We start from the raw sequence: 23,706 nt of genomic DNA, 5'->3' as shown, positions 1-23,706 counted from the left end.
TCCGAGAAATCCGCTGGTCAGGCGGGTCGTTCGGGGCCTAGGATGACGCGCCCGTTTCGTTCGCGGTCACCGTGCCCCGGGACCGCCCGACCCCGCGCCGTCGCCCGTCCCCCCACCGGCGCTGCGACGATGGACTCACAGACTTCTCAGTCATCCAAGGCACCCCGGTCACCGCACACGTTCCAGGTGGACCTGCGCGGCCTCGTGGACCTGCTCTCGCACCACCTCTACTCCAGCCCCAGGGTCTACCTGCGCGAGCTGCTGCAGAACGCCGTGGACGCCGTCACCGCGCGGCGGGCGGAGCAGCCGGACGCGCCGGCCACGGTCCGGCTGTTCGTCGAGGGCGACGGGGGCGCCCTGCGTGTGGAGGACTCCGGCGTGGGGCTCACCGAGTCCGACGTGCACAGCCTCCTGGCGACCATCGGCCGCAGCTCCAAGCGCGGCGAGGGCCTGGAGTCGGCGCGCTCCGACTTCCTGGGGCAGTTCGGCATCGGCCTGCTGGCCTGCTTCGTCGTCGCCGAGCGCATCCGCGTCGTCAGCCGCAGCGCGCGCACGCCCGAGGCGCCGCCCGTGGAGTGGACGGCGACGGACGACGGTTCGTACACCGTCAGGACGCTGCCCGACGCGGCCCGCCCGGAACCGGGCACGACCGTGCACCTGGTGGCGCGCGCCGGCGCGGGCGAGTGGCTGACCGAGGAGCGGGTGCGGTCGCTGGCCAGGGACTTCGGGTCGCTGCTGCCCTACGACGTCCGGGTGGGCGACGAGGCGGTCACGGACCTCCCGGCGCCCTGGGACCGCGCGTATCCGGGTCCCGCCGCCCGGCGGGTGGCCCTGGCGCGGCACTGCCACGACCTGTTCGGGTTCACGCCGCTCGACTCGATCGACCTGGACGTGCCGCTCGCCGGGGTCCGCGGGGTGGCGTACGTGCTGCCGGCCGCGGTCAGTCCCGCCCAGCGCGCGGGCCACCGCGTCCACCTCAAGGGCATGCTGCTCACCGAGCGTGCCGAACAGCTGCTGCCGGACTGGGCGTTCTTCGTGCGCTGCGTCCTGGACACCGACAGCCTGCGGCCCACCGCGTCGCGGGAGTCGCTGTACGAGGACGAGACCCTGGCGGGCGTGCGGGACGCGCTGGGCGAGCGGATCCGCTCCTGGCTGACCGGGCTCGCCGCGGGCGACCCCGAGCGGCTCGCGGCCTTCCTGTCGGTGCACCACCTGGGCGTGAAGTCCCTGGCCAGGCACGACAGCGAGATGCTGCGCACGATGCTGCCGTGGCTGCCCTTCGAGACGACCGACGGACGGCTGTCCCTGGAGGAGTTCGCGCAGCGGCACCCGGTGGTGCACTTCACGCGGACGGTGGAGGAGTACCGGCAGGTCGCGCCCATCGCGTCCGCGCAGGGCGTGGGCGTCGTCAACGGCGGCTACACGTACGACAGCGAGCTCGTCGCCGCCCTCCCGTCGGTGCGTCCGGGGACGGTCGTCTCCGAGCTGGACGCGGACACCGTGACGGCGCACCTGGACACCGTCGACCCGACCGAGGAGCTGGCCCTCGCGGGTTTCCTGGCCGCGGCCCGGGCGAAGCTCGACCCGCTGGGCTGCGACGTCACGCTGCGGTCCTTCCACCCCCTCTCGGTGCCCGCGCTGCACCTGGACGACCGGGCGGCCCGTCACGAGCAGGCCCGCGCGGACGCCGAGGAGCAGGCCGACGACCTCTGGGCGGGCATCCTCGGCTCGCTCCGCGGCAGCGCCCCGCGCGCCCGGCTGGTCCTCAACCACCTCAACCCGTTGATCCGCAGGATCAGTTCGCTGCACGACCCCGAACTGATCGGCACCGCCACCGAGTCCCTCTACGGACAGGCCCTGCTGATGGCGCAGCGCCCGCTGCGGCCGGCGGACTCCGCGCTGCTCAACCGCGCGTTCCTCGGCCTCCTCGAATGGGCCACGCACGCCGAGTCCGGGGAGGACGGCCACCGATGAGCCAGATCACGGACTTCGACACGCTCCGCCACGCGATGGCGGAGAACCACGCGCAGCCCGAGGGCCCCGCGCGCAACGCGCGCGCCGAGCAACTGCTCGCCGAGGCCGAGAAGCTGAACATCCCGCTCGCGGTGATCGAGGCGCTCGGGCACCAGCTGAAGGTCTACAACTACAGCTCCGAGAAGGACAAGATGTTCGTCCCCTTCGCGCGCCTGCTGCGCATGTGGGACGAACACCCGGAGGACTTCGACGAGTACGAGGTCCACTCCCTGCACTGGGTCTTCAAGTGGATGTCCGCCGGCATGCTCGGCCAGCCGCACATCCCGCTCACCGCCATCGAGAAGTGGCTGGGCGAGATGGAGCACCGCTACCGTCTGGCCGGGCACTCCGAACGGGCCGTGCGCAGCGCCGAGTTCAGCGTGGCGCACCACGTCGGCGACCTGGCGCGGGCCGAGCGCGCGTACACCGCGTGGCTGGCCGCCGACCGGGACAGCATGGCCGACTGTCACGCCTGCGAGCTGCACGACCAGGGGTGGTGGCAGGTCAGGCAGGGCGGGGACGCGGAGGCGCTGGAGGTCTGGCGGCCCGTGCTGGAGGGCGAGTTCACCTGCGCCCACGAGCCGCACGCCGTGCTGGCGTCCTCGCTGCTGCCGCTGCTGCGGCTGGGCCGCCTGGACGAGGCACGCGCCCACCATCTGCGCGGGCTGCGGCTGGTGCGCGCGATGGAGAGCATGCGCGGCGCCTACGCGGACCACGTCGAGTTCTGCGCGCTGAGCGGCAACGAGGCGCGCGCCCTGGAGCTGCTGGCGGAGCGGCCCGCGTACTTCACGGACTCCGGGGAGCCGCGCAGCAGGCTGGACTTCATGGCCGTGGTGGCCCTGCTGATGGACCGGCTGACCGAGCTGGGGCTCGGCGGGCAGCCGGTCCCGGGGCCGGCCGGACATGCCTGGACCGCGGCCGGACTCGCCGTCCACGCGCGCGAGGAGGCCCGGTCGCTGGCCGCGCGCTTCGACGAGCGCAACGGCACCTCGTACGTCGGCGACCTGATCCTTGCGCGCATGGCCCGGCGTCCCCTGGTGGACCGGCTGCCCCTGGGCGTGCGCAGTGTCCGCACCGCCCCGGCGCCGCGACCGGCGCCCGCCGTCGCGGCGTCCGCGGAGCCGTCCGCCGTGCCCGATCTGCCGGCGCTGCTCGACCAGGCGCGGCGGCTGTCCGCGGCGATGGCTCCCGGGGCGGTCGAGGCGTGGGCCGCGGTGGGACGCGCGGCCGGGGACCGGGAGCTGGATCCCCGCGACCGTGCGGAGATCGCCCACCACGAGGCGATGGGCCGCGGCCCGGAGGGCGCCGCCCTCTTCGAGCGGGCGGCCGAGTGGTACGCGGAGGCGGGTGACCCGGGTGAGGCACTGGCGGCACGCGCGCGTGGGGCGTACGCGCACGCCGGGACGGGCCGCACCGAGGAGGCACTGGCCGCCGTCCGGGGCCCGTACGAGGAGGTGCTCGCCCTCTTCGCGGCGGACGGGACCGGAGTACGGCAGACGGCGTCCGTGCTGGTGGCACGCGCCCGGATCCTGATGCAGCGGGTGCACGAGAGCGAGGCCGGGCCCCGGACCGGCTCCGGCGAGGAGCCGCCCGACGCGAACGCGGGCACCGCCGCCGACGACGCCGAGGCGGCCGTACGGGAGCTGCTGGCGCTCGTCGGGCCGCACACCGGGGAGCTCCGGCTCGCCGCGCGGGCCGCGGAGGCGCGGGCCATGCTCGCGGAACTGGCCGCGCACGGCGGGGACGCCGAGGCCGCGGCCGGGCAGTACGCGCGCGCCTCGGAGGAGTTCACGGCGGCCGGGCTGCCGTGGTTCGCGGTGGAGTACCGGGCCCGGCTGGCCGGGATCGCCCGGCACCTCGGGGACACTGACGCGGCCGAACGGGCGGTACGCGCCGCCCTGGCGGACGGCGGCCCCTACCTGGAGGCGGCCGGGCACGCCCGGCTGCACCTGGAGCTGGCTGAGATCCTCGCCGCCGACGGGCGGTTCGGGCCTGCCGCGGAGCACGCCCTGGAGGCGGCGCACTGGGCCGACGAAGGGGGCGAAGGACCGGCGCTCGGCGCCTGGGCGCGGCATCAGCTCGGCGGTTTCCTGCTCCGCCAGGCGCGCTGGGCGGAGGCAGCGGAGGTGCTGGAGTCGGCGCTGCCCGATCTGACGGCGGAGACGCACGGGGACGGCGCGGTCGTGCAGACCCTGTGGTGGCTCGGCGACTGCCTCGGCGAGCTGGGCGAGCACCGGGAGGCGGCCGAACGCCGGCTGCGGGCCGCCGACCTCGCCCGGCACTGGCCCGAGCAGCGCGACCACGCGATGCTCGCCCACCTGGCCGCCGAGGATCTCGGGCACGCGGGGCTGCCCGCCGAGGCGGACCGGGCGTACACGCGCGCCGGTGACCTCTGGCGGTCCCTGGGCAACGTCCACGGTCTGGTCCGCTCCCTGCGCGCCCGCTCCTGGATCGCCGCGCGCGGTGACGCGGGGCTCGACGCGGCACGGGCGCTGATGTCGGAGGCGGTGCGGGAGTGCGAGCGGGCACTCCAGGACGTGACCGCCGCGTCCGTCCCCGGCCCGGCCGGCTCCCCCGGCCCCACGCACCAGGCGGCGGGCTCCCCCGGCCCCGCCGCCGGCTCCGGGGTCACAGGATCCGCCGGCTCCGGGGTCACAGGATCCGGCCCGTCCGGCCCCGCGACCGACGAGGAGGCGCGTCGGAGCCTGCTCCTCGAACTCGGGAACACCCACCGGCAGTTCGCCGACCTGGTCGCCCGGTCCGTCCCGGACGACGCCGGGGCGGCATCCGCGCGGGCCGCGTCAAAGGAGGCGCTGGGCCAGGTCACGCGGGCGGCAGCGGTGTTCGCCTCCCTCGGCGGCGGCGGACTCGATGCCCGGACGGGGGCCGAGCTGTCCGCCGGGTGGCTGGAGGCCGATCTGGGGCGGCCCGCCGCGGCGTCGGCACGCGCGCGTGCGGTGCTGTCCGCGTACGAGGGGCTCGACGGCGAGGTGCCGCGGGCCCGGCGGGCGGAGGCGGAGCAGCTGCTGGACCTGACGCGGACGTCCGGATGAGGAGGCCCGCTACTCCACGCCGATGAGCAGCAGCGCGCCCTGCCGTCCGCCCCGGTACACCACCGTGTCGACGGCCAGGTACGACCGTCGCACACACGCTTCGAGGCGGGCGGCGACCGGGTCGGGGGCGTCGTCGCCCAGGACGAGGGTGACCATCTCGCCGCCGGCGGACAGCATGCGGTTCAGGACGGCCTCGGCGGTGGCCGTGAGCTCCGAGCCGATGACGGCGACGTCACCGTCGATGAGACCGAGGATGTCGCCGGCCTGGCAGATGCCCGCCATGGTCCAGGACTGGCACTCCGCGACGACGACTTCGGCGTAGCGGGTCGCGCCCGCCGCCGAGGTCATCGCGACGACGTCCTCGTCGAACCGGCGGTCCGGCTCGTGGACGGCGAGCGCGGCGATGCCCTGCACCGCGGACCGGGTCGGGATCAGCGCCACCCGGACGCCCTCCGCACGCGCCTGCTCGGCGGCCGCGGCGGCGGTGTGGCGCAGCTCCGCGTCGTTCGGGAGCAGCACCACCTCGCGCGCGTGGGCACGACGTACCGCGTCGACCAGCTCACCGCTCGCGGGCGGCTCCCCCGGCCGGGCGAGCACGGCGGTCGCCCCGGCCTGCGCGTACAGCCCCGCCAGGCCCTCGCCCGGCACGACCGCGACGACCGCCCGCTGAGCGCGCTCCCGGGGCGGACGCCCCGCGCCCGTGCCCGCGGTGTGGACGTCGCCCAGTCCGAAGTGGGTGATCCGGATGCGGTACGGCCGCCCCGCCTCGATGCCCGCCTCGACGGCGGCGCCGGCGTCGTCGACGTGCACGTGGACGTTCCACAGGCCGTCGCCGCCGACCACGACGAGGGAGTCGCCGAGCCCGTCGAGGCGGTTCCGCAGCCGTGCCACGGCCGCGTCCTCCGCCTCCAGCAGGTAGATCACCTCGAAGGCGGGGCCGCCGGCGACGGGTGCCGCGTCCGCACACGCCTCGGGGACGGCCGGTTCGGCGCCGCTGTCGCTCTCCACGCACGTGTGGGGGCCATCAGCAGGAGCCTGCCGGGCCGCGCGCGGGGCCAGGACGGGTATCGCCGCCCCGCCGGGCGCGCGTCCCGTGAACGTCTCGACCAGCGCGGCCAGTACGGCCACCAGGCCCCGGCCGCCCGCGTCGACCACACCGGCGCGCTCCAGGACGGCCAGCTGCCCCGGGGTCGCCGCCAGCGCCGCCAGCGCGCCGTCGTACGCCGCTCTCGCGACCGTCCCGCAGTCGCCCTCGGTGCCGTCGGCCGCGTCGGCGGCGGCCGAGGCGACGGTGAGCACCGTGCCCTCGACGGGGTGGGCGACGGCCTGGCGGGCGGAGTCGGCGGCGTGCCGCAGCGCGAGCCGCAGTCCCCGTCCGTCGGTGTGAGAGGTGTCACGGTCGGCGGCGAGGACCTGGGCCATCCCGCGCAGCAGCTGGGCGAGGATCGTCCCGGAGTTCCCCCGGGCCCCGATCAGGGCCCCGTGTGCCATCGCCCGTACCGCCTCGGCCAGGCTGGGCAGACCCGCCGCGGCCGGACCCGGTCCGCCGTCCGCGGACGCGGCGCCGGCGGACCGGGCCCCGGCCGGCGCGGACATCGCGCCGTGCCCCGCGAAGACCGCCTCGACCGCCGTGGCCGCCGACTCCACCGTCAGATAGAGATTCGTCCCGGTGTCCCCGTCGGCCACGGGATAGACGTTGATGGCGTCGATCTCCTCGCGGGCCCGGCCCAGCGCGTCCAGGGCGAGAGCGCACCAGGCCCGCACCGCGGATGCGTCCAATGTCTGCGGCACCTGCGGCACCTGCGCCTCCTTGAGCTGCCGGACGTGGGAGGCAGCGTAGACCCAGGACGGGTCCTTGCCGGTGGACGGCCCTGCCGGGGCCGGGAAGGGGTCCCGCGCGGCCATGGTAGTTTCGTTGTACGGACGCAGTCGTTGTATGCTGCTCCGGTTGCCCGATCCGATCGGGCCTTCCCCCTGGCAGCGCCACTCAGATCCTAGATCTTGATCCCGGCATGCCGGGATCCACCGTAAGAGCATCTGAAGTCTTTGGAGTGACCCGTGGCTGCCAACTGCGACGTCTGCGGCAAGGGGCCGGGCTTCGGCAACAACATCTCGCACTCGCACCGCCGTACGCCCCGTCGCTGGAACCCGAACATCCAGCGCGTCCGTACCGTGGTGGGCGGGACGCCGAAGCGCGTGAACGCTTGCACCTCGTGCATCAAGGCCGGCAAGGTCTCGCGCTGACGCATCTTCCCCACGCTCTGGCTCCGCTCGAGCAGGGGGATTCCCCGTCGCGCGCGGCTACTGCTGGTTCGCTGCTCTGAGCCGGTCCACTTCCCAGTGGACCGGCTTTTTGCTGTCCCCACGCGCGCGGGCCGTCGCCCCGCCTCCGGGAGGTGCTCACCGCTCCCGCGGTGAGCACCTCCCCGTCAGGACTCGATGTCCCCGAAGTGGTCCCAGCCGCCCTTGTTCGTCCAGGGCGCCCCGTCGACCGTCACCTGCGGCAGCGCCGACGGGTTGAGCACCTCGCCGATCACCTTCCAGCGGGCGGGCAGCTTCACGTCCGGCGGGAAGGTCGCCACGATGGCGTGGTCCTCGCCCCCGGTGAGCACCCACTGGATCGGGTCGACACCGACGGCCTGCCCGATGTCGTTCATCTGCGAGGGGATGTCGATGTCCCCGGAACGGACGTCGATGCGCACCTTGCTGGCCTCGGCGATGTGCCCGAGGTCGGCGATCAGCCCGTCGCTGACGTCCGTCATGGACGTCGCTCCGAGCCCGGCGGCCGCGGGACCCGCGTGATACGGCGGTTCCGGGCGCCGGTGCGCCTCCACGAACGCGCGTGGCGAACGGAAGCCGCGGGAGAGGACGGCGAAGCCGGCCGCCGACCAGCCCAGCCATCCCGTCACGGCGACCACGTCGCCGGGCTGCGCGCCGGCCCGGGTCACCGGCTCGTGGTTGCGCAGATCGCCGAGCGCGGTGATCGCCACGGTGATCGTGTCGCCCCGTACGACATCGCCGCCGACCACCGCCGCACCGGCGACCTGGCACTCGTCGCGCAGCCCGTCCATCAGCTCGGACGGCCAGGTGGCGGGCAGTTCGGCCGGGACGACCAGACCGAGCAGCAGTGCCGTCGGCACGGCGCCCATCGCGGCGATGTCCGCGAGGTTCTGCGCGGCCGCCTTGCGTCCCACGTCGTACGCCGTGGACCAGTCGCGGCGGAAGTGCCGGCCCTCCAGGAGGATGTCGGTGCTCGCCACGACCCTGCGGTCGGGCGCGGCGACGACCGCCGCGTCGTCGCCGGGACCGACCCGGACCGCCGGGGTGGTGGTAAGACGCGACGTGAGCTCTCTGATGAGCCCGAACTCCCCCAACTCGCCCACGGTGCCCTTCATCGTCGTACTGCTCCCTCTGCCGCGACCGGTGCCCGGTCGCGAGCCGTCTCTGTACTCGGTACGGTCATGTCGACCGTCGACTTGTGCGGTCCGTGCACCCCGGCACGCAAGCCCCGGGCCCGCGGGTCTCCCCCTGGCGAGCGGCGACACGGTACCGTGGCGTTCCTTTCCCCCACATGATCCTCGTGGCCGCCCTGGAGGTTCCGTGGTACAGGCGTACATCCTGATCCAGACGGAGGTCGGCAAGGCGTCGACCGTCGCCGAATCGATCAACAAGATCTCGGGGGTGATCCAGGCCGAGGACGTGACGGGACCGTACGACGTGATCGTGCGCGCCCAGGCAGACACCGTCGACGAACTCGGCCGCATGGTGGTCGCCAAGGTCCAGCAAGTGGACGGCATCACCCGCACCCTGACCTGCCCGGTCGTGCACCTGTAGCCCCCGTCTACCCTTGGCCGGTGAACATCTTCCGCCACCGGCCCAACGCCTCCGGGCTGTCCGTGCTCGCCCTGTTGATCGCCGTCACCGGCTGCTCCTCAGCAGACGACAGCGCCGCCGCCGTGGTTCCCAGCCCGGACGCGAAGGTCACCGGGCTGTGCCGGAACCTGGACAAGGTGCTGCCGCGGAAGGTGGACGGTCTGGAGCGTGAGGATCCCGGGCCCCGGTCCGCGTTGACCGCGGGCTGGGGAGGCCCGGCGATCATACTGCGCTGCGGTGTGGAGCGGCCCGCCAAGATGGTGGATCCGAAGGTGGCCAAGGGCGACGACCCGAACGCCGTCGGGGGCGGCGTGAACGGCGTCGGCTGGCTGATGGAGGAGCTGGGCGGCGGGAGGACCCGCTTCACCACCAGCGGGCGTCTCGCGTACGTCGAGGTCACCGTGCCGAAGGACCGGGACGACTCCACCGTGCTCGTCGATCTGGCCGCGCCCGTCAAGAAGGCGATCCCCGAAGGGATCGCCGACTGATCGTGCCGAGGGACGGTCAGCGCAGTCCGGTCGACCGCCGCAGCGCCGCCCGGACCAGCAGGTCCACGAGCTCCGGGTAGCCGATGCCGCTCGCCTCCCACATCTTCGGGTACATCGAGATCGGCGTGAAGCCGGGCATGGTGTTGACCTCGTTGATCACGAACTCCCCGTCCTCGGTGAGGAAGAAGTCCGCGCGGACCAGGCCCTCGCAGGACACCGCCTCGAAGGCGTCGACCGCGAGCCGCTGGACGTCGGCGGTCTGCTCGGGCGTCAGCGGGGCGGGCACGATGCCGGGCGTCGAGTCGATGTACTTGGCCTCGAAGTCGTAGTACGCGTGCGACTGGGCCGGCGGGATCTCGGCGGGCAGGCTGGCCCGCGGTCCGTCCTCGAACTCCAGGACGCCGCACTCGATCTCGCGGCCGCGCAGCAGCGCCTCCACGATGATCTTCGGGTCGTGGCGCCGGGCCTCCTCGATCGCCTCGTCGAGACCGCCGAGGTCGTCGACCTTGGTGATGCCGATCGAGGAACCCGCGCGCGCGGGCTTCACGAACAGCGGCCAGCCGTGCTCGCCGACGAAGTCCACGATCTTCGCGCGGGCACCCGCGCGGTCGTTCTCCCACTCCCGCGGCCGGACCACCACGTACGGGCCCACCTTCAGCCCGAAGGAGGTGAACACCCGCTTCATGTACTCCTTGTCCTGGCCGACGGCCGAGGCGAGCACACCGGCACCGACGTACGGGACGCCCGAGAGCTCCAGCAGGCCCTGGAGGGTGCCGTCCTCGCCGTACGGACCGTGCAGCACGGGGAAGACGACGTCGACCTCACCGAGCGCCTTGGGGACGGCACCCGGCTCGCTGTAGACGACTTCGCGGTTGGCCGGGTCGACGGGGAGCACCACGCCGCCCTCGCTCCCCTCGGCCAGCTGGTCGACGCTGGGCTGCCGCCGGTCGACGATCGCCATGCGGTCCGGCTCGTCCGCGGTGAGCGCCCAACGGCCGTCCTGGGTGATGCCGATCGGCAGGACGTCGTACTTCGTCCGGTCGATGGCGCGCAGGACGGCGCCGGCCGTGACCACGGAGATCCCGTGTTCGGAGCTGCGACCGCCGAAGACGACGGCCACGCGCGGCTTGCGAGGCGGCTGCTCGGGGTTCTGGGGGAGGTTCTCGGTGCTCATATCGGGTTGAGAGTACCCGGTGGTAGGCGGTCAGTCAGCGCTCCACGACGGCGTTGCCCGCGGCCGTCCGGGTGCCGTCGCTCAGCGTGGTACCGGTGACAGCGGAGCGTCGCCCCGCCGGCGGTCCCGGCAGCGTCAGCGGCGTTCCGGCTTGGCGCTGCGCGACATCAGTTCCTTGAGCGCGACCATCGGCGGCTTGCCCTCGTGGACGATGTCGACGACCGTCTCCGTGATGGGCATGTCGACGCCGTGCCGACGTGCCAGATCCAGCACGGACTGGCAGGACTTGACGCCCTCGGCGGTCTGCCGGGTGACCGCGATGGTCTCCTGGAGGGTCATGCCCTTGCCCAGGTTGGTGCCGAAGGTGTGGTTGCGCGACAGCGGCGAGGAACAGGTGGCCACCAGGTCGCCCAGGCCCGCGAGTCCGGAGAAGGTGAACGGGTCCGCGCCCATCGCGAGGCCGAGCCGCGTGGTCTCCGCCAGACCCCGGGTGATCAGCGAACCCTTGGCGTTGTCACCGAGTCCCATGCCGTCGGCGATGCCGACGGCGAGACCGATCACGTTCTTCACGGCGCCGCCGAGTTCGCTGCCGACGACGTCGGTGATGGTGTACGGGCGGAAGTACGGCGTGTGGCAGGCGGTCTGCAGTCGCCGGGCGACCGCTTCACTGCGGCAGGCGACCACGGAGGCGGCCGGCATGCGTGCGGCGATCTCGCGTGCCAGGTTGGGCCCGGTGACCACGGCGATCCGGTCCTCGCCGACCTTGGCCACGTCCTCGATGACCTCGCTCATCCGCATCGCGGAGCCGAGTTCGACGCCCTTCATGAGGGAGACGAGGACGGTGTCGGGGGCGAGCAGCGGCGCCCACTCGGCGAGGTTGCCGCGCAGGGTCTGCGAGGGCACGGCGAGCACGGTGAAGTCGGCGTCGCGCGCGGCCTCGGCGGGGTCCGTGGTGGCCCGCAGGTTCGCCGGGAGTTCGACGCCCGGCAGGTAGTCCGGGTTCGTACGGGTGGAGTTGACCGCTTCGGCGAGTTCGGCGCGACGCCCCCACAGGGTGACCTCGCACCCCGCGTCGGCGAGCACCATGCCATAGGCCGTGCCCCACGATCCGGTCCCGAAGACGGCCGCCTTGACCGGCTTGCTCACGCGCCCTGCTCCTCTTCCTGCTGTGCTCTGGCGTTCGCCGCGGCCCTGCGGCGCTGTTCGATGCGTACCTCGCGCGGGTCGAAGGGCGTTTTGGGCGCCTTCTCGCCGCGGATCTCCTCGAGCTGCGTGGTGACGGCGGCCATGATGACCTCGGTGGCCTCCTTGAGGAGGTCGGGGGTCATGTCCCTGCCGTAGAAACGCGAGAGGTCCACCGGCGGGCCCGCCAGCACCCGGTGGGTCTTGCGCGGAAGGACGCTGGGCTTCCTGGCGTACGGCGCCAGGAGTTCGTTGGCGCCCCACTGGGCGACCGGGATCACCGGGCACTCGGTCTCCAGCGCGACCCGGGCGGCGCCCGTCTTGCCCGTCATGGGCCAGCCGTCGGGGTCACGGGTGAGGGTGCCCTCGGGGTAGAAGGCGACGCATTCGCCGCGTTCCACGGCCTCGATCGCGGCCCGGAACGCGCTGAGCGCGTCGGTGCTCTCGCGATAGACGGGGATCTGTCCGGTGCCGCGCATCGCGGCACCCACGAAGCCCTTGCGGAAAAGCGCGGCCTTCGCCAGGAATCGAGGAACCCGCCCGGTGTTGTACTGAAAGTGCGCGTAGGCGAAGGGGTCCACATGCGAATTGTGGTTCACCGCGGTGATAAAGCCGCCCTCAGCCGGAATGTTCTCCATTCCGCGCCAGTCCCGCTTGAGCAGAACCACCAGCGGCGGTTTGCACAGGACCGCTGCGAAGCGGTACCAGAAGCCGATTCTGCGGCGGGGCACGCGGACACCTTCCTCTTGGGCCTGGGGGCCCGCACAAGTGTCACCCGGGGCCGCCGGTCTGTCGAGAACACCGTACGCCCCGGCCGCGGGCCCGCTCCGGGGCGCGGGTCACAATGGGCGCGACAAGAGGGGACGGAACGCTCGTGCAGTGGACCTTGGTGATACCGCTCAAATCCCTGGCGCGAGCCAAGAGCAGGCTCTCGGACACCGCCGGGGACGTGCTGCGCCCGGGTCTCGCCCTCGCTTTCGCCCAGGACACCGTCGCGGCGGCGCTGGCCTGTGCCGCGGTCAGGGATGTGGCGGTCGTCACGGGTGATTCCGTGGCCGGACGCGAACTGGCGTCCCTGGGAGCCCGGATTGTCCCCGACGAACCCGCGGGCGGGCTGAACGCGGCTCTAGGGCACGCGGCCGCGATCGTCCGTTCCCGGAGTCCGGAAAGCGCGGTGGCCGCACTGAACGCCGATCTTCCCGCGCTGCGTCCCGCCGAATTGGAACGGGTACTCGATGCCGCCGCGGAATTCCCCCGCGCTTTTCTCGCCGATGCCGCGGCAATCGGTACCACGCTGCTGGCCGCCGCCCCGGGCCGGGAATTGCTGCCGTCCTTCGGCACCGCCTCCCGCGCGCGCCACCGTTCGTCGGGTGCCGTGGAACTGGTCCTCGACGCGGTGGAGTCGGTACGCCAGGACGTGGACACCGGCGACGACCTGCGGGCGGCTCTGGCGCTGGGCGTGGGCGCCCGCACGGCGGCGGCCGCCCGGTTGCTGATCCCGGGCCGGCCCGTCGGGCCGCCGGCCCCGCCGGCGCCCTGACCCGCCCCCTTCGGAACCCCGTACGCGGATCCCGGCCGCCGTCCCGGACCTCGGGACGTGCGCCGAGTGCTCAGGCCCTAGGCTTCCCCTCATGCAGGCGACCGCGTACACGTACGACCCCGAGACCCGCAGCGGCCAGGTGCTGCTGGACGACGGCACCCCGGTGCCCTTCGACGCAGCGGCGTTCGACGCGGGCGCCCTGCGGCTGCTGCGCCCGGGCCAGCGGGTGCGCATCGAGGTCGAGGGCGAGGGCGCGTCCCGCCGGATCACGCTCGTCACCCTGCACACGTTCTGACCGCGGTCCTGCCTCCCCCGGACACGCCGCGGGCCGGGCTCCCGAGGGGAGCCCGGCCCGGCGCGTGAGTGGCCCTGCGCCCCTGCTACCTGCGGGCGGTGGCCTTCTTGGCGGTGGTCTTGCGAGCCGTCGACTTCTTGGCGGGGGCCTTGGTGGCCGTCGCCTTCTTGGCCGGGGCCTTCTTCGCGGCGCCCGTCGCCTTCTTGGCGGTGGTCTTGCTGGCCGCGGTCTTCTTGGTGCCCGTGGCGGCCTTCTTGGCGGTGGTCTTCTTCGCCGTGGTCTTCTTCGCCGTGGCCGTGGTCTTCTTCGCCGGCGTCGCCTTCTTGGCGGTCGTCTTCTTCGCGGCGCCCGTCGCCTTCTTGGCGGTGGTCTTCTTGGCCGCGGCCTTCTTGACCGTCGCGGAAGCACCACCGGAAAGGCTGCCCTTCGGCGCCTTCTTCACCGAGACCTCGCCGCCGCGCGGCAGCTTCTTCGAGCCGCTCACCAGGTCCTTGAAGCCCTGACCGGCGCGGAAGCGCGGCACCGAGGTCTTCTTGACCCGAACGCGCTCCCCCGTCTGCGGGTTGCGGGCGTAACGGGCCGGGCGGTCGACCTTCTCGAACGAACCGAAGCCGGTGACCGAAACCCTTTCCCCGGCGACGACCGCACGGACGACCGCGTCCAGTACGGCGTCGACCGCGTCGGCGGCCTGCTGACGCCCGCCGACCTTGTCCGCAATCGCTTCTACGAGCTGCGCCTTGTTCACGTCTTCCCCTTCGGAGACATTGCCAGAACGAAAGTGTTCAAGCGTTTTCGCACGTTAGGCAGATATATACCGCAAATCAAACACGAAACGGGCTAATCACCCTTGTGCCGCAACGAACTCGGGCTGTCGCGGAGTTCTCAGCGTTCCTCTTCCGGGATTCGACCCTCGTCGAGGTCAGCCATGAACCGCTCCAGACGCCTTGCCGCACCGGCGAGATCGTGCTTGGCCACGGCCGTAATGACCAGCAGCTTCCGGGTCAGCGCCATCCGTACGCCCTCCGGGACTTGCAGTGTGCGCACTTGTGTGTGCGCTTCCTTGAGTTGGGCCGCGACCGCCGTATAGAGCTCGAGTTGGCCGTCGCGTTCCATGCACAGATTGTGCCATCTGGGGCGAGTTGTCGCCTGCGCAGGGGGCAACTGCGGCCCGTGGCGGCCTTCCGAACACCCCGGCGCAGCACGGCTTTCCGGTTCACGTACCCCGCCAACCACCCTCGTAACGTGGGGAGTTGGCAGGTCGGCCGGGTGCGGTCGAAGGGCCCGGGAGGCAGACACGGCTGTACCCCCAACCGTCCACGATTGGGGGTACAGAGGGGTGTTGCGGGTGGCTGAAACCAGCCTTGTGTCAGCCGCTCGTCCGGTCCACGAGTCAGACCCGGAGCGTCTTCGGCTTGTACGAAGGGCGCTTCGCCTCGTACGCGGAGATGTCGCCCTCGTTCTGCAGGGTGATGGAGATGTCGTCCAGGCCGTTCAGCAGCCGCCAGCGGGCGTTCTCGTCGAGCTCGAAGGCGGCGGTGATGCCTTCGGCGCGCACCTCGCGGGTCTCCAGGTCCACCGTGATCTCGGTCTGCGGGTCGTTCTCGGTGAGTTCCTGGAGCGCGTCCACGATGCGCTGCTCCAGAACCACGGTGAGCAGGCCGTTCTTCAGCGAGTTGCCGCGGAAGATGTCAGCGAAGCGGGACGAGATCACGGCCTTGAAGCCGTAGTTCTGCAGCGCCCAGACGGCGTGCTCGCGCGAGGAGCCCGTGCCGAAGTCGGGGCCGGCGACCAGGACCGTGGCGCCGTCGCGCTCGGGCTGGTTGAGGATGAACGACGGGTCCTTGCGCCAGGCCTCGAACAGCCCGTCCTCGAAACCGTCCCTGGTCACCTTCTTGAGCCAGTGGGCCGGGATGATCTGGTCGGTGTCGACGTTGCTGCGGCGCAGCGGGACGGCCCGGCCGGTGTGCGTGGTGAATGCTTCCATGGCTTCTCAGACTCCAGCGGGCGTACGGGCGGCAGGCGCGTCGGACAGGTCGGCCGGGGAGGCCAGATGGCCCAGCACGGCGGTGGCGGCGGCGACCTGCGGCGAGACCAGATGCGTCCGGCCGCCCTTGCCCTGCCTGCCCTCGAAGTTGCGGTTGGAGGTGGACGCGGAGCGCTCGCCGGGGGCCAGCTGGTCGGGGTTCATGCCCAGACACATCGAGCAGCCCGCGTGCCGCCATTCGGCGCCGGCCTGCTTGAAGACCACGTCCAGACCCTCGGAGACGGCCTGCAGACCGACCCGCGCGGAGCCCGGGACGACCAGCATCCGTACGCCGTCGGCGACTTTGCGGCCCTCGACGATCGCGGCGGCCGCGCGCAGGTCCTCGATGCGGCCGTTGGTGCACGAGCCCACGAAGACCGTGTCAACCTTGATCTCGCGCAGCGGCCGGCCCGCGGTCAACCCCATGTACTCCAGGGCCTTTTCGGCGGCCAGGCGCTCCGAAGCGTCCTCGTACGAAGCCGGGTCGGGGACGTCCGCCGAAAGGGGTGCGCCCTGGCCCGGGTTGGTGCCCCAGGTGACGAACGGCGCCAGCGAGGTGGCGTCGATGACGACCTCGGCGTCGAATTCCGCGTCCGCGTCCGACTTCAGGGTCTTCCAGTACGCGACGGCGGCGTCCCAGTCCTCGCCCTCGGGGGCGTGATCGCGGCCCCTGATGTACTCGAAGGTGGTCTCGTCGGGGGCGATCATGCCCGCGCGGGCGCCGGCCTCGATCGACATGTTGCAGATGGTCATCCGGGCTTCCATCGAGAGCTTCTCGATGGCCGGGCCGCGGTATTCCAGGATGTAGCCCTGGCCGCCGCCGGTGCCGATCCTGGCGATGATCGCCAGGATCAGGTCCTTGGCGGTGACGTCCTCGGGCAGTTCGCCCTCGACCGTGATGGCCATGGTCTTCGGGCGGGCCAGCGGCAGCGTCTGGGTGGCCAGCACGTGCTCGACCTGCGAGGTGCCGATGCCGAACGCCAGCGCGCCGAAGGCGCCGTGCGTGGAGGTGTGGGAGTCGCCGCAGACCACGGTGGTGCCCGGCTGGGTCAGGCCCAGCTGCGGTCCCACCACATGGACGACGCCCTGCTCCACGTCGCCCAGGGAGTGCAGCCGGACACCGAACTCGGCGCAGTTCTTGCGCAGCGTCTCCAGCTGGGCCCGGGAGACCGGGTCCGCGATGGGCTTGTCGATGTCGAGGGTCGGGGTGTTGTGATCCTCGGTGGCGATGGTGAGGTCGAGGCGGCGCACGGGACGGCCGGCCTGCCGGAGGCCGTCGAAGGCCTGCGGGCTGGTCACCTCGTGCAGCAGGTGCAGATCGATGAAGAGGAGGTCGGGCTCGCCCTCGGCGCGCCGGACGACGTGGTCGTCCCAGACCTTCTCCGCGAGTGTCCTACCCATCGCTTTCCCTCCGGCCGGCCTGTGTGGCGCCGGCCCAACTAGAGATCTCCGGGGCGGCGACGCTCGTACCCCTCGTACCTGACGTCTGCCACCGGGCCCGTTGGTCCGCGGGCCGCTGTGCTTACCAGGGTGGCGCCTTCCACGGAAAATTGAACTTGCGTTTCACAGAGTGAGACGCGAGTATCGTTTCATGGACAACAGTAGCGGCGTAGGAGTTCTGGACAAGGCAGCCCTTGTCCTGAGCGCCCTGGAGTCCGGACCGGCCACCCTCGCAGGGCTGGTCGCGGCGACCGGGCTGGCACGACCCACGGCACATCGGCTCGCCGTGGCACTCGAACACCACCGCATGGTGGCGCGCGACATGCAGGGCCGTTTCATTCTCGGACCGCGACTCGCCGAGCTGGCCGCGGCCGCGGGCGAGGACCGCCTGCTCGCGACGGCGGGCCCGGTGCTCACGCATCTGCGCGACATCACGGGCGAGAGCGCGCAGCTCTACCGCCGGCAGGGCGACATGCGCATCTGTGTCGCCGCGGCCGAGCGGCTCTCGGGCCTGCGGGACACCGTCCCGGTGGGCTCGACGCTCACCATGAAGGCGGGCTCCTCGGCCCAGATCCTGATGGCCTGGGAGGAGCCCGAGCGTCTGCACCGCGGTCTGCAGGGCGCCCGCTTCACGGCGACGGCCCTCTCGGGCGTACGGCGCCGGGGCTGGGCCCAGTCGATCGGTGAGCGCGAGCCGGGCGTGGCGTCCGTCTCCGCGCCGGTCCGCGGCCCGTCGAACCGCGTGGTCGCCGCCGTCTCGGTCTCCGGACCGATCGAGCGGCTGACCCGTCACCCGGGGCGCATGCACGCCCAGGCGGTCATCGACGCCGCCGGACGCCTCTCCGAGGCCCTGCGCCGCACGGGCTGACCCGGATCGGGGGCGGGGCCGGCCTCAACGCCGCGGCAGGCCCTCCCCCTTCCCAGGCACCCCCTGCGCCCGGGTCGCGAACCCCGGGGTCCCCCGCGCCCAGCCGGACTTCCCGTTCCCGCGCCTCACCGGCCCGCGCGCCCCGCTCGCCCGCCGCTCCCCCGCCCGGCCTTCCCGCCCCCGGGCTCAGCGCAGCCCGGGCCCCCCAACGCCGCTTTCCCCCGCCGCGGCACCCTCCGCCGGCACGGACCCGTCCGGCGCCGCGGGCTCCCCCGGCCGGGCCGACCGGTGCGCGAACCGGTCGGCCGCGCGCCGCCCCCGCTTCTGCAGCGGCAGGACACCGTGCGCCGCCGCGAGGCCGAAGGGCGGCATGTCGATGTAGACCGACTCGTACGACCCCTCCGGCACGACGTAGGCCTCGTGCCACAGCCCGACGTGCTGACGCACCTTGCCCGCCCGCTCCTTGCGGTTGAAGATCGCCCACGCCCGGTGATGGAACATGTCGGGCGCCGCCGCGTACGCGTAGAGCTTCTCCTTGGACTCCCAGTACTGGACCACGTAGTACGTCCGCGGGGAGGCGGTCAGCAGGACGTGGCCGAGCAGCCCCCGGCTCTTGTCGGCGGCCAGTTCGCGCAGCATGCGGGGCATCGCAAGGAGGACCGGCAGCCAGTGGTGCACCGCCCAGAAGTGGTTGACGCGCACGCCGATCAGCAGGACGACCACGTCCCCCTCGGCGGCTGCGGTGATCCGGCCCTCGATCGGCTTGGCGAACATGGCGGCCCCCTGAGTTGGATAACAGCACTATCCAAGTGCGTGATGCTTGGATAGTGCCGTTATCCAGGGAGGAGCGCAAGACATGCGGCTGACGGAACTGAGCGAGCGAAGCGGCGTGTCCCTCGCGACGATCAAGTACTACCTGCGCGAAGGGCTGTTGGCGCCGGGCCGCCGGATCGGCGCGACGACCGCCGAGTACGACGAGAGCCATCTGCGCCGGCTGCGGCTGGTACGTGCCCTGATCCAGGTCGGCCGGGTGCCGGTGGCCACGGCCAGGGAGATCCTCACTCATGTCGACGACGACTCCCTCGGCCGCACGATCCGGCTGGGCGCGGCCCTGTGGGCGCTGCCGCAGGAGCCCGAGCCCGACGAGGCGGACCCCGCCGTGGTGACCGCGCGCCGCGAGGTGGACCGGCTGCTGGAGATGCTGGGCTGGGACACGGCACGGGAGTTGAGCACGCTCTCGCCCGTACACCGCTCACTGGTGACGGCGGTGGCCACGCTCATCCGGCTCGGCTATCCCTGGAACGCCGAACACATGGCGCCCTACGCGGAGTTGATGCACCGGGCGGCCGTGCGCGACCTGGATTTCGTGGAGACGCATCCGTCCGAGGCGGAGAAGGTGGAGACGGCGGTCGCGGCGGCGATCCTCTTCGAGCCGGTCCTCAAGGCGCTGCACCGGCTGGCCCAGGAGGAGGAGTCGGCACGGCGGTACGGCATCGAGTGAGGTGGTACGGCTCACACGGGACAGTCGGCGCCTGTGGCCGTACGGGCGGCGAGAGGGCGGGTACGCCGAAGGGCCCCCACCGCAGTGGAGGCCCTTCGAACCGCGTACCCCCGACCGGATTCGAACCGGCGCTACCGCCTTGAGAGGGCGGCGTGCTAGGCCGCTACACAACGGGGGCGAGGATCACAGGTGATCCAGCTGGGCTACCAGGACTCGAACCTAGAACAACGGAACCAGAAACCGTCGTGTTGCCAATTACACCATAGCCCAATGGTGGTCTAGACCACGCGTACCCCCGACCGGATTCGAACCGGCGCTACCGCCTTGAGAGGGCGGCGTGCTAGGCCGCTACACAACGGGGGCCCTAGCGATCCTGCATGAGAGTCAGCGGGTGCGACCCGGACTGTCCCCCTGGGAAGGATCTGTACCCCCGACCGGATTCGAACCGGCGCTACCGCCTTGAGAGGGCGGCGTGCTAGGCCGCTACACAACGGGGGCCTTGCAGAGACTGGACTCTGCGATGCAGATAAGCTCTGCGAGCTGGCCTACCAGGACTCGAACCTAGACTAACGGAACCAGAAACCGTCGTGCTGCCAATTACACCATAGGCCACTGAAACACCATCCCCGTGGGGATTCTGTTTTAGCGTGCGCCTCGGGTTCCGGCCTTTCGGCCCGCTGTCCGGCGGCGCAGGAAGAACATTACCCGAAGGTGGACGGCGCTCCAAAACGGGTATCGGCGCCGAGGAGCGCGGGGAGTTCGGCCAGCGAGGCGATCCGGCGCGGACCCACGGGCGGCACGGCCGTGACGGTGTGGGCACCGTCACGGTCGATCCACACGGAGAGCAGTCCCGCGTCGAGGGCGCCCCGGCCGTCGATCTCCGGGTGGTCGCCGACGTACGCGACCTGGTGCGGGGGCAGGCCGAGGGCCTCGCAGGCCGCGTGGAAGGCCTCCGGGGCGGGCTTGGAGACGCCCAGCTCGGCGGCGCACAGCACGGCCTCGAAGCGGTCCCGCACCCCGAGGACGCGCAGCTTGCGATCCTGCACGTGGAGGCTGGAGTTGGACAGGACCGCGTGGCGGTGACTGGTGGCGAGCGCGTCCAGGACGGGCAGCACGTCCGGGAAGAGGGTCCAGACGGCCTCGTAGTGCCCGAGGTAGCGCTGGAACCAGGCGTCGGCCTCCGCGTCGGTGAGTTCCCGCGCGAGGAAGGCGCGTACCCGGTCCCGGCGCTGCTCCTCGAAGGTGACCTCCCCCGCCGCGAACCGCGCCCACTGCCGGTCGGTGTGCTCCCGCCAGTGGGCGAGGGCCCGCTCGACGGTCCCGTACGCGTCGAGCAGGCCCTCGGCGGCCAGGTGCCCGCGCATGCCGGACCGGTCGGCGCTGGTGTAGTCGAAGATCGTGTCGTCGATGTCCCAGATCACGGCCTCGATGCCCATGGTCCGACGGTAGCTCCGGGCGGGGGTGTCTGTCCGCCGGGGAACGGACGCGCCGAGGGGGCGGCTTCCGGTGCGGACGCCGCCCCCTCGGTGTGCCGTGCGGTTACGCCGCCAGCCGGGCCAGGGCGGCGTCGACGCGGGCCAGGGTCTTCTCCCTGCCCAGGATCTCCAGGGACTCGAAGAGGGGCAGGCCGATCGTGCGGCCGGTGACGGCGACCCGGACGGGGGCCTGGGCCTTGCCGAGCTTGAGGCCGTGCTCCTCGCCGGCGGCCAGGACGGCCTCCTTGAGGGACTCGGGGCTCGACCAGTCGGCCGCCTCCAGCCTGGCGCGCGCCGTGCGCAGCAGCGCGTCCGACCCCTCCTTCATGGCCTTGGTCCAGTGCGCCTCGTCGAAGACCGGCTCCGCCAGGAACAGGAAGTCGACGTTGTCCGTGATCTCGGAGAGGACCTTGAGGCGGGTCTGCGCGTGCGGCGCGACGGCCAGCCACTTCGCCTCGTCGAAGTCCTCCGGCGCCCAGGGGGCGAAGGGGGCCTTCAGCCAGGGCGCGCAGCGCTCGGTGAAGTCCTTCACGTCGAGCAGGCGGATGTGGTCGGCGTTGATCGCCTCGGCCTTCTTGAGGTCGAAGCGGGCCGGGTTGGGGTTCACGTCCGCGATGTCGAAGGCGGCGACCATCTCGTCGACGGAGAAGATGTCGCGGTCCGCGGAGAGCGACCAGCCCAGCAGGGAGAGGTAGTTGAGCAGGCCCTCCGGGAGGAAGCCGCGCTCGCGGTAGAGGTTCAGCGAGGACTGCGGGTCGCGCTTGGACAGCTTCTTGTTGCCCTCGCCCATGACGTACGGCAGGTGACCGAAGGCCGGGGTCTCCTTGGCGATGCCCAGCTCCCGCAGCGCCTTGTAGAGGGCGATCTGCCGCGGGGTGGAGGAGAGCAGGTCCTCGCCGCGCAGGACGTGGGTGATCTCCATCAGCGCGTCGTCGACGGGGTTGACCAGGGTGTAGAGCGGGGCGCCGTTCGCGCGGACGATGCCGTAGTCCGGCACGTTCTCCGGGAGGTAGGTGATCTCGCCGCGGACCAGGTCCGTGAAGGTGACCGGCTCGTCGGGCATGCGGAAGCGGACGATGGGCGTACGGCCCTCGGTCTCGTAGGCGGCCTTCTGCTCGGCGGTCAGCTCGCGGCAGTGGCCGTCGTAGCCGGACGGCCGGCCGGCGGCGCGGGCGGCGTCGCGGCGGGTGTCCAGTTCCTCCGTGGAGCAGTAGCAGTGGTACGCGTGACCGGCGTCCAGGAGCTTCCGCGCGACGTCCTTGTAGAGGTCCATGCGCTGCGACTGGCGGTACGGCGCGTGCGGGCCGCCGACCTCGGGGCCCTCGTCCCAGTCGAAGCCCAGCCAGCGCATCGAGTCGAGCAGCTGCCGGTAGGACTCCTCGGAGTCGCGGGCCGCGTCGGTGTCCTCGATGCGGAAGACGAGCGTGCCTTCGTGGTGCCGGGCGAACGCCCAGTTGAACAGGGCGGTGCGGACCAGGCCCACGTGGGGGTTGCCGGTCGGGGACGGACAGAAACGTACGCGTGGGGGCACCCCCTGCCCGGCCGGGGTCGAGGGACTGGAGGAGTTCGCGTTAGCCACGCTTGATCACCTTGTTGGTGAGAGTGCCGATGCCTTCGATGGTGACGGCGACCTCGTCGCCGACGTTGAGGGGGCCGACCCCCGCGGGGGTGCCCGTGAGGATCACGTCGCCGGGGAGCAGCGTCATGGCCTCGGTGATGTTGACGATCAGGTCCTCGACGGAGTGGATCATCTCACTGGTCCGGCCGAGCTGGCGCTGCTGCCCGTTGACCGTGCACTGGATGGTGATGCCCTCGGCGACGGCCGACAGTTCGAGGTCCGTCTCCACCCAGGGGCCGAGCGGGCAGGAGGAGTCGAAGCCCTTGGCCCGCGCCCACTGCTTCTCGCGCCTCTGCACGTCGCGCGCGGTGACGTCGTTGGCGCAGGTGAAGCCGAGGATGACGTCCTTGACGCGCTCGCGCGGGACCTCGCGGCACATGCGGCCGATGACCACCGCGAGCTCCGCCTCGTGGTGCAGCTCGTTCGAGAAGGAGGGGTAGGCGATCTCGTCGCCGGGGCCGGTGACGGAGGTCGACGGCTTGAAGAAGGCGAACGGGGTCTCGGGCACCTCGTTGCCGAGTTCCCGCGCGTGGTCCGCGTAGTTGCGGCCGAAGGCGACGACCTTGTTCGGGAGCACGGGAGGCAGCAGCCTGACCTTGTTCAGCGGGACCTTCGTGCCGGAGAGCTCGAAGTCCGCGAACGGGATGCCCTTGATGATGTCGAGGACGAGCTCGTCCGGCCTGTCGCCCTCGACCGCGCCGAAAGCGACGTTGCCGTCGATGGAGAATCTGGCGATGCGCACGGGTTGCTGGCGCCCCTCTGCTGAGCCGGCTGGAGTCTGACGCTCCAGGCTAACGCGGCAGGGGGCGGGCATCTCGCGCATGCCGCGCGGTGCGATCGGGCCGCCGCCGGCGCGGACGGCGGCCGGGGTGCGCCCTACTCGGCGACGGCCGCCGCGACCGGGGCTTCCATGAGGATCGTGCGGCGGGGGTTGGCGGTCTGCGCGGGAAGCTCCACGGAGTGCTCCTGCCGCTCCGGCGTGCGCAGTTCCTCGGCGTCGGTGAGGTGCGCCAGCGTCGTGCGTCGCGGGTTGGCAATGTTGTGGAACATCATCGTGGTCTTCACTGGTGTTCTCGACCTCGTGGGTGCGGGCGCCCCGCGGGCCCCGGGGGCCTCGCGCGGGCGCGGGTTGTCGGATTCGCCATCCCTGTAAAGCGTCAGGC

The 23,706-nt window shown here is 72.2% G+C and carries 23 protein-coding genes and 5 tRNA genes; 9 read left to right on the top strand and 19 right to left on the bottom strand.

What is annotated here, in order from left to right; translation table 11 throughout:
- The first annotated feature begins 129 nt into the window (after positions 1-129).
- Together AC0ZLC_RS29280 and AC0ZLC_RS29275 are read left to right on the top strand one after the other, a co-directional pair.
- On the top strand, positions 130-1,974 hold the full coding sequence (locus tag AC0ZLC_RS29280) for an HSP90 family protein (RefSeq protein ID WP_476754951.1): 1,845 nt from the start codon (positions 130-132) through the stop codon (positions 1,972-1,974).
- Positions 1,971-5,066, top strand: a complete 3,096-nt coding sequence (locus AC0ZLC_RS29275; protein ID WP_476754950.1) for a tetratricopeptide repeat protein — start codon at positions 1,971-1,973, stop codon at positions 5,064-5,066. The genes AC0ZLC_RS29280 and AC0ZLC_RS29275 overlap by 4 nt, the downstream gene beginning before the upstream one ends.
- A gap of 9 nt (positions 5,067-5,075) precedes the next feature.
- On the opposite strand, the gene AC0ZLC_RS29270 is transcribed toward AC0ZLC_RS29275, so the two are convergent.
- Entirely contained in the window at positions 5,076-6,866 is a 1,791-nt protein-coding gene (locus AC0ZLC_RS29270) for a DAK2 domain-containing protein (RefSeq protein ID WP_476754996.1), read from the bottom strand.
- 258 nt (positions 6,867-7,124) lie between these two features.
- Between AC0ZLC_RS29270 and rpmB the strand changes: the two genes are divergently transcribed.
- Positions 7,125-7,310 (top strand): 50S ribosomal protein L28, encoded by a 186-nt coding sequence (gene rpmB / locus AC0ZLC_RS29265; RefSeq protein WP_004924906.1) that lies wholly within the window; start codon positions 7,125-7,127, stop codon positions 7,308-7,310.
- A gap of 185 nt (positions 7,311-7,495) precedes the next feature.
- On the opposite strand, the gene AC0ZLC_RS29260 is transcribed toward rpmB, so the two are convergent.
- Complete coding sequence (locus AC0ZLC_RS29260) at positions 7,496-8,461, bottom strand: thiamine-phosphate kinase (RefSeq protein ID WP_355785655.1); 966 nt, start codon at positions 8,459-8,461, stop codon at positions 7,496-7,498.
- Positions 8,462-8,666: 205 nt separating this feature from the next.
- Between AC0ZLC_RS29260 and AC0ZLC_RS29255 the strand changes: the two genes are divergently transcribed.
- Together AC0ZLC_RS29255 and AC0ZLC_RS29250 are read left to right on the top strand one after the other, a co-directional pair.
- Positions 8,667-8,900 carry an Lrp/AsnC family transcriptional regulator gene (locus tag AC0ZLC_RS29255; RefSeq protein ID WP_358855817.1) on the top strand — a complete coding sequence of 78 codons (234 nt, stop codon included), beginning with the start codon at positions 8,667-8,669 and terminating at the stop codon, positions 8,898-8,900.
- Positions 8,901-8,920: 20 nt separating this feature from the next.
- Positions 8,921-9,427, top strand: a complete 507-nt coding sequence (locus AC0ZLC_RS29250) for a DUF3515 domain-containing protein (protein WP_476754949.1) — start codon at positions 8,921-8,923, stop codon at positions 9,425-9,427.
- 16 nt (positions 9,428-9,443) lie between these two features.
- On the opposite strand, the gene AC0ZLC_RS29245 is transcribed toward AC0ZLC_RS29250, so the two are convergent.
- From AC0ZLC_RS29245 to AC0ZLC_RS29235, 3 genes are all read right to left on the bottom strand, one after another.
- Complete coding sequence (locus tag AC0ZLC_RS29245) at positions 9,444-10,601, bottom strand: D-alanine--D-alanine ligase family protein (RefSeq protein WP_476754948.1); 1,158 nt, start codon at positions 10,599-10,601, stop codon at positions 9,444-9,446.
- Positions 10,602-10,736: 135 nt separating this feature from the next.
- Complete coding sequence (locus tag AC0ZLC_RS29240) at positions 10,737-11,747, bottom strand: NAD(P)H-dependent glycerol-3-phosphate dehydrogenase (RefSeq protein WP_476754947.1); 1,011 nt, start codon at positions 11,745-11,747, stop codon at positions 10,737-10,739.
- Positions 11,744-12,514, bottom strand: a complete 771-nt coding sequence (locus AC0ZLC_RS29235) for a lysophospholipid acyltransferase family protein (RefSeq protein ID WP_476754946.1) — start codon at positions 12,512-12,514, stop codon at positions 11,744-11,746. The genes AC0ZLC_RS29240 and AC0ZLC_RS29235 overlap by 4 nt, the downstream gene beginning before the upstream one ends.
- Positions 12,515-12,657: 143 nt before the next feature.
- Between AC0ZLC_RS29235 and cofC the strand changes: the two genes are divergently transcribed.
- A complete protein-coding gene (gene cofC / locus AC0ZLC_RS29230; RefSeq protein WP_476754945.1) occupies positions 12,658-13,323 on the top strand; it encodes a 2-phospho-L-lactate guanylyltransferase in 666 nt (221 codons plus the stop codon).
- Positions 13,324-13,414: 91 nt separating this feature from the next.
- Positions 13,415-13,618 carry a hypothetical protein gene (locus AC0ZLC_RS29225; RefSeq protein WP_476754944.1) on the top strand — a complete coding sequence of 68 codons (204 nt, stop codon included), beginning with the start codon at positions 13,415-13,417 and terminating at the stop codon, positions 13,616-13,618.
- Between the two features lie 85 nt (positions 13,619-13,703).
- On the opposite strand, the gene AC0ZLC_RS29220 is transcribed toward AC0ZLC_RS29225, so the two are convergent.
- From AC0ZLC_RS29220 to leuC, 4 genes are all read right to left on the bottom strand, one after another.
- A complete protein-coding gene (locus tag AC0ZLC_RS29220; protein WP_476754943.1) occupies positions 13,704-14,363 on the bottom strand; it encodes an HU family DNA-binding protein in 660 nt (219 codons plus the stop codon).
- A 137-nt stretch (positions 14,364-14,500) separates the two neighbouring features.
- The gene (locus tag AC0ZLC_RS29215) at positions 14,501-14,731 is read right to left on the bottom strand and encodes an SCO5555 family protein (protein ID WP_476754942.1); all 231 of its coding nucleotides are present in this window, start codon (positions 14,729-14,731) and stop codon (positions 14,501-14,503) included.
- Between the two features lie 277 nt (positions 14,732-15,008).
- On the bottom strand, positions 15,009-15,602 hold the full coding sequence (gene leuD / locus AC0ZLC_RS29210) for a 3-isopropylmalate dehydratase small subunit (RefSeq protein ID WP_476754941.1): 594 nt from the start codon (positions 15,600-15,602) through the stop codon (positions 15,009-15,011).
- A gap of 6 nt (positions 15,603-15,608) precedes the next feature.
- On the bottom strand, positions 15,609-17,042 hold the full coding sequence (gene leuC / locus AC0ZLC_RS29205; protein ID WP_476754940.1) for a 3-isopropylmalate dehydratase large subunit: 1,434 nt from the start codon (positions 17,040-17,042) through the stop codon (positions 15,609-15,611).
- A 190-nt stretch (positions 17,043-17,232) separates the two neighbouring features.
- Between leuC and ndgR the strand changes: the two genes are divergently transcribed.
- Positions 17,233-17,949: an IclR family transcriptional regulator NdgR gene (gene ndgR / locus AC0ZLC_RS29200; RefSeq protein WP_028806673.1), complete on the top strand. Its 717-nt coding sequence runs from the start codon at positions 17,233-17,235 to the stop codon at positions 17,947-17,949.
- A 186-nt stretch (positions 17,950-18,135) separates the two neighbouring features.
- Here ndgR and AC0ZLC_RS29195 read toward each other — a convergent pair whose 3' ends face one another.
- Positions 18,136-18,723, bottom strand: coding sequence for a DUF4188 domain-containing protein (locus AC0ZLC_RS29195; protein ID WP_476754939.1), 588 nt, complete (start codon positions 18,721-18,723; stop codon positions 18,136-18,138).
- A gap of 82 nt (positions 18,724-18,805) precedes the next feature.
- Here AC0ZLC_RS29195 and AC0ZLC_RS29190 point away from each other — a divergent pair, with 82 nt between their 5' ends.
- The gene (locus AC0ZLC_RS29190; protein ID WP_476754938.1) at positions 18,806-19,450 is read left to right on the top strand and encodes a MerR family transcriptional regulator; all 645 of its coding nucleotides are present in this window, start codon (positions 18,806-18,808) and stop codon (positions 19,448-19,450) included.
- 105 nt (positions 19,451-19,555) lie between these two features.
- Here the strand turns inward: AC0ZLC_RS29190 and AC0ZLC_RS29185 are convergent.
- From AC0ZLC_RS29185 to AC0ZLC_RS29145, 9 genes are all read right to left on the bottom strand, one after another.
- Positions 19,556-19,628, bottom strand: a tRNA-Glu gene (locus tag AC0ZLC_RS29185).
- 20 nt (positions 19,629-19,648) lie between these two features.
- Positions 19,649-19,720, bottom strand: a tRNA-Gln gene (locus AC0ZLC_RS29180).
- Between the two features lie 20 nt (positions 19,721-19,740).
- Positions 19,741-19,813: transfer RNA gene (locus AC0ZLC_RS29175), tRNA-Glu, on the bottom strand.
- Between the two features lie 62 nt (positions 19,814-19,875).
- Positions 19,876-19,948, bottom strand: a tRNA-Glu gene (locus tag AC0ZLC_RS29170).
- 42 nt (positions 19,949-19,990) lie between these two features.
- Positions 19,991-20,062, bottom strand: a tRNA-Gln gene (locus AC0ZLC_RS29165).
- 89 nt (positions 20,063-20,151) lie between these two features.
- Positions 20,152-20,886 carry an HAD family hydrolase gene (locus tag AC0ZLC_RS29160; protein ID WP_476754937.1) on the bottom strand — a complete coding sequence of 245 codons (735 nt, stop codon included), beginning with the start codon at positions 20,884-20,886 and terminating at the stop codon, positions 20,152-20,154.
- A gap of 103 nt (positions 20,887-20,989) precedes the next feature.
- A complete protein-coding gene (gltX, locus tag AC0ZLC_RS29155; RefSeq protein WP_476754936.1) occupies positions 20,990-22,504 on the bottom strand; it encodes a glutamate--tRNA ligase in 1,515 nt (504 codons plus the stop codon).
- Positions 22,497-23,285 (bottom strand): fumarylacetoacetate hydrolase family protein, encoded by a 789-nt coding sequence (locus tag AC0ZLC_RS29150; RefSeq protein WP_476754935.1) that lies wholly within the window; start codon positions 23,283-23,285, stop codon positions 22,497-22,499. The genes gltX and AC0ZLC_RS29150 overlap by 8 nt, the downstream gene beginning before the upstream one ends.
- A 134-nt stretch (positions 23,286-23,419) precedes the next feature.
- A complete protein-coding gene (locus AC0ZLC_RS29145) occupies positions 23,420-23,608 on the bottom strand; it encodes a hypothetical protein (RefSeq protein WP_476754934.1) in 189 nt (62 codons plus the stop codon).
- Positions 23,609-23,706: the final 98 nt, after the last annotated feature.

It is taken from the genome of Streptomyces sp. GLSS-08, from assembly GCF_056387915.1.
This window is presented reverse-complemented; position numbering and strand designations above follow the sequence as displayed.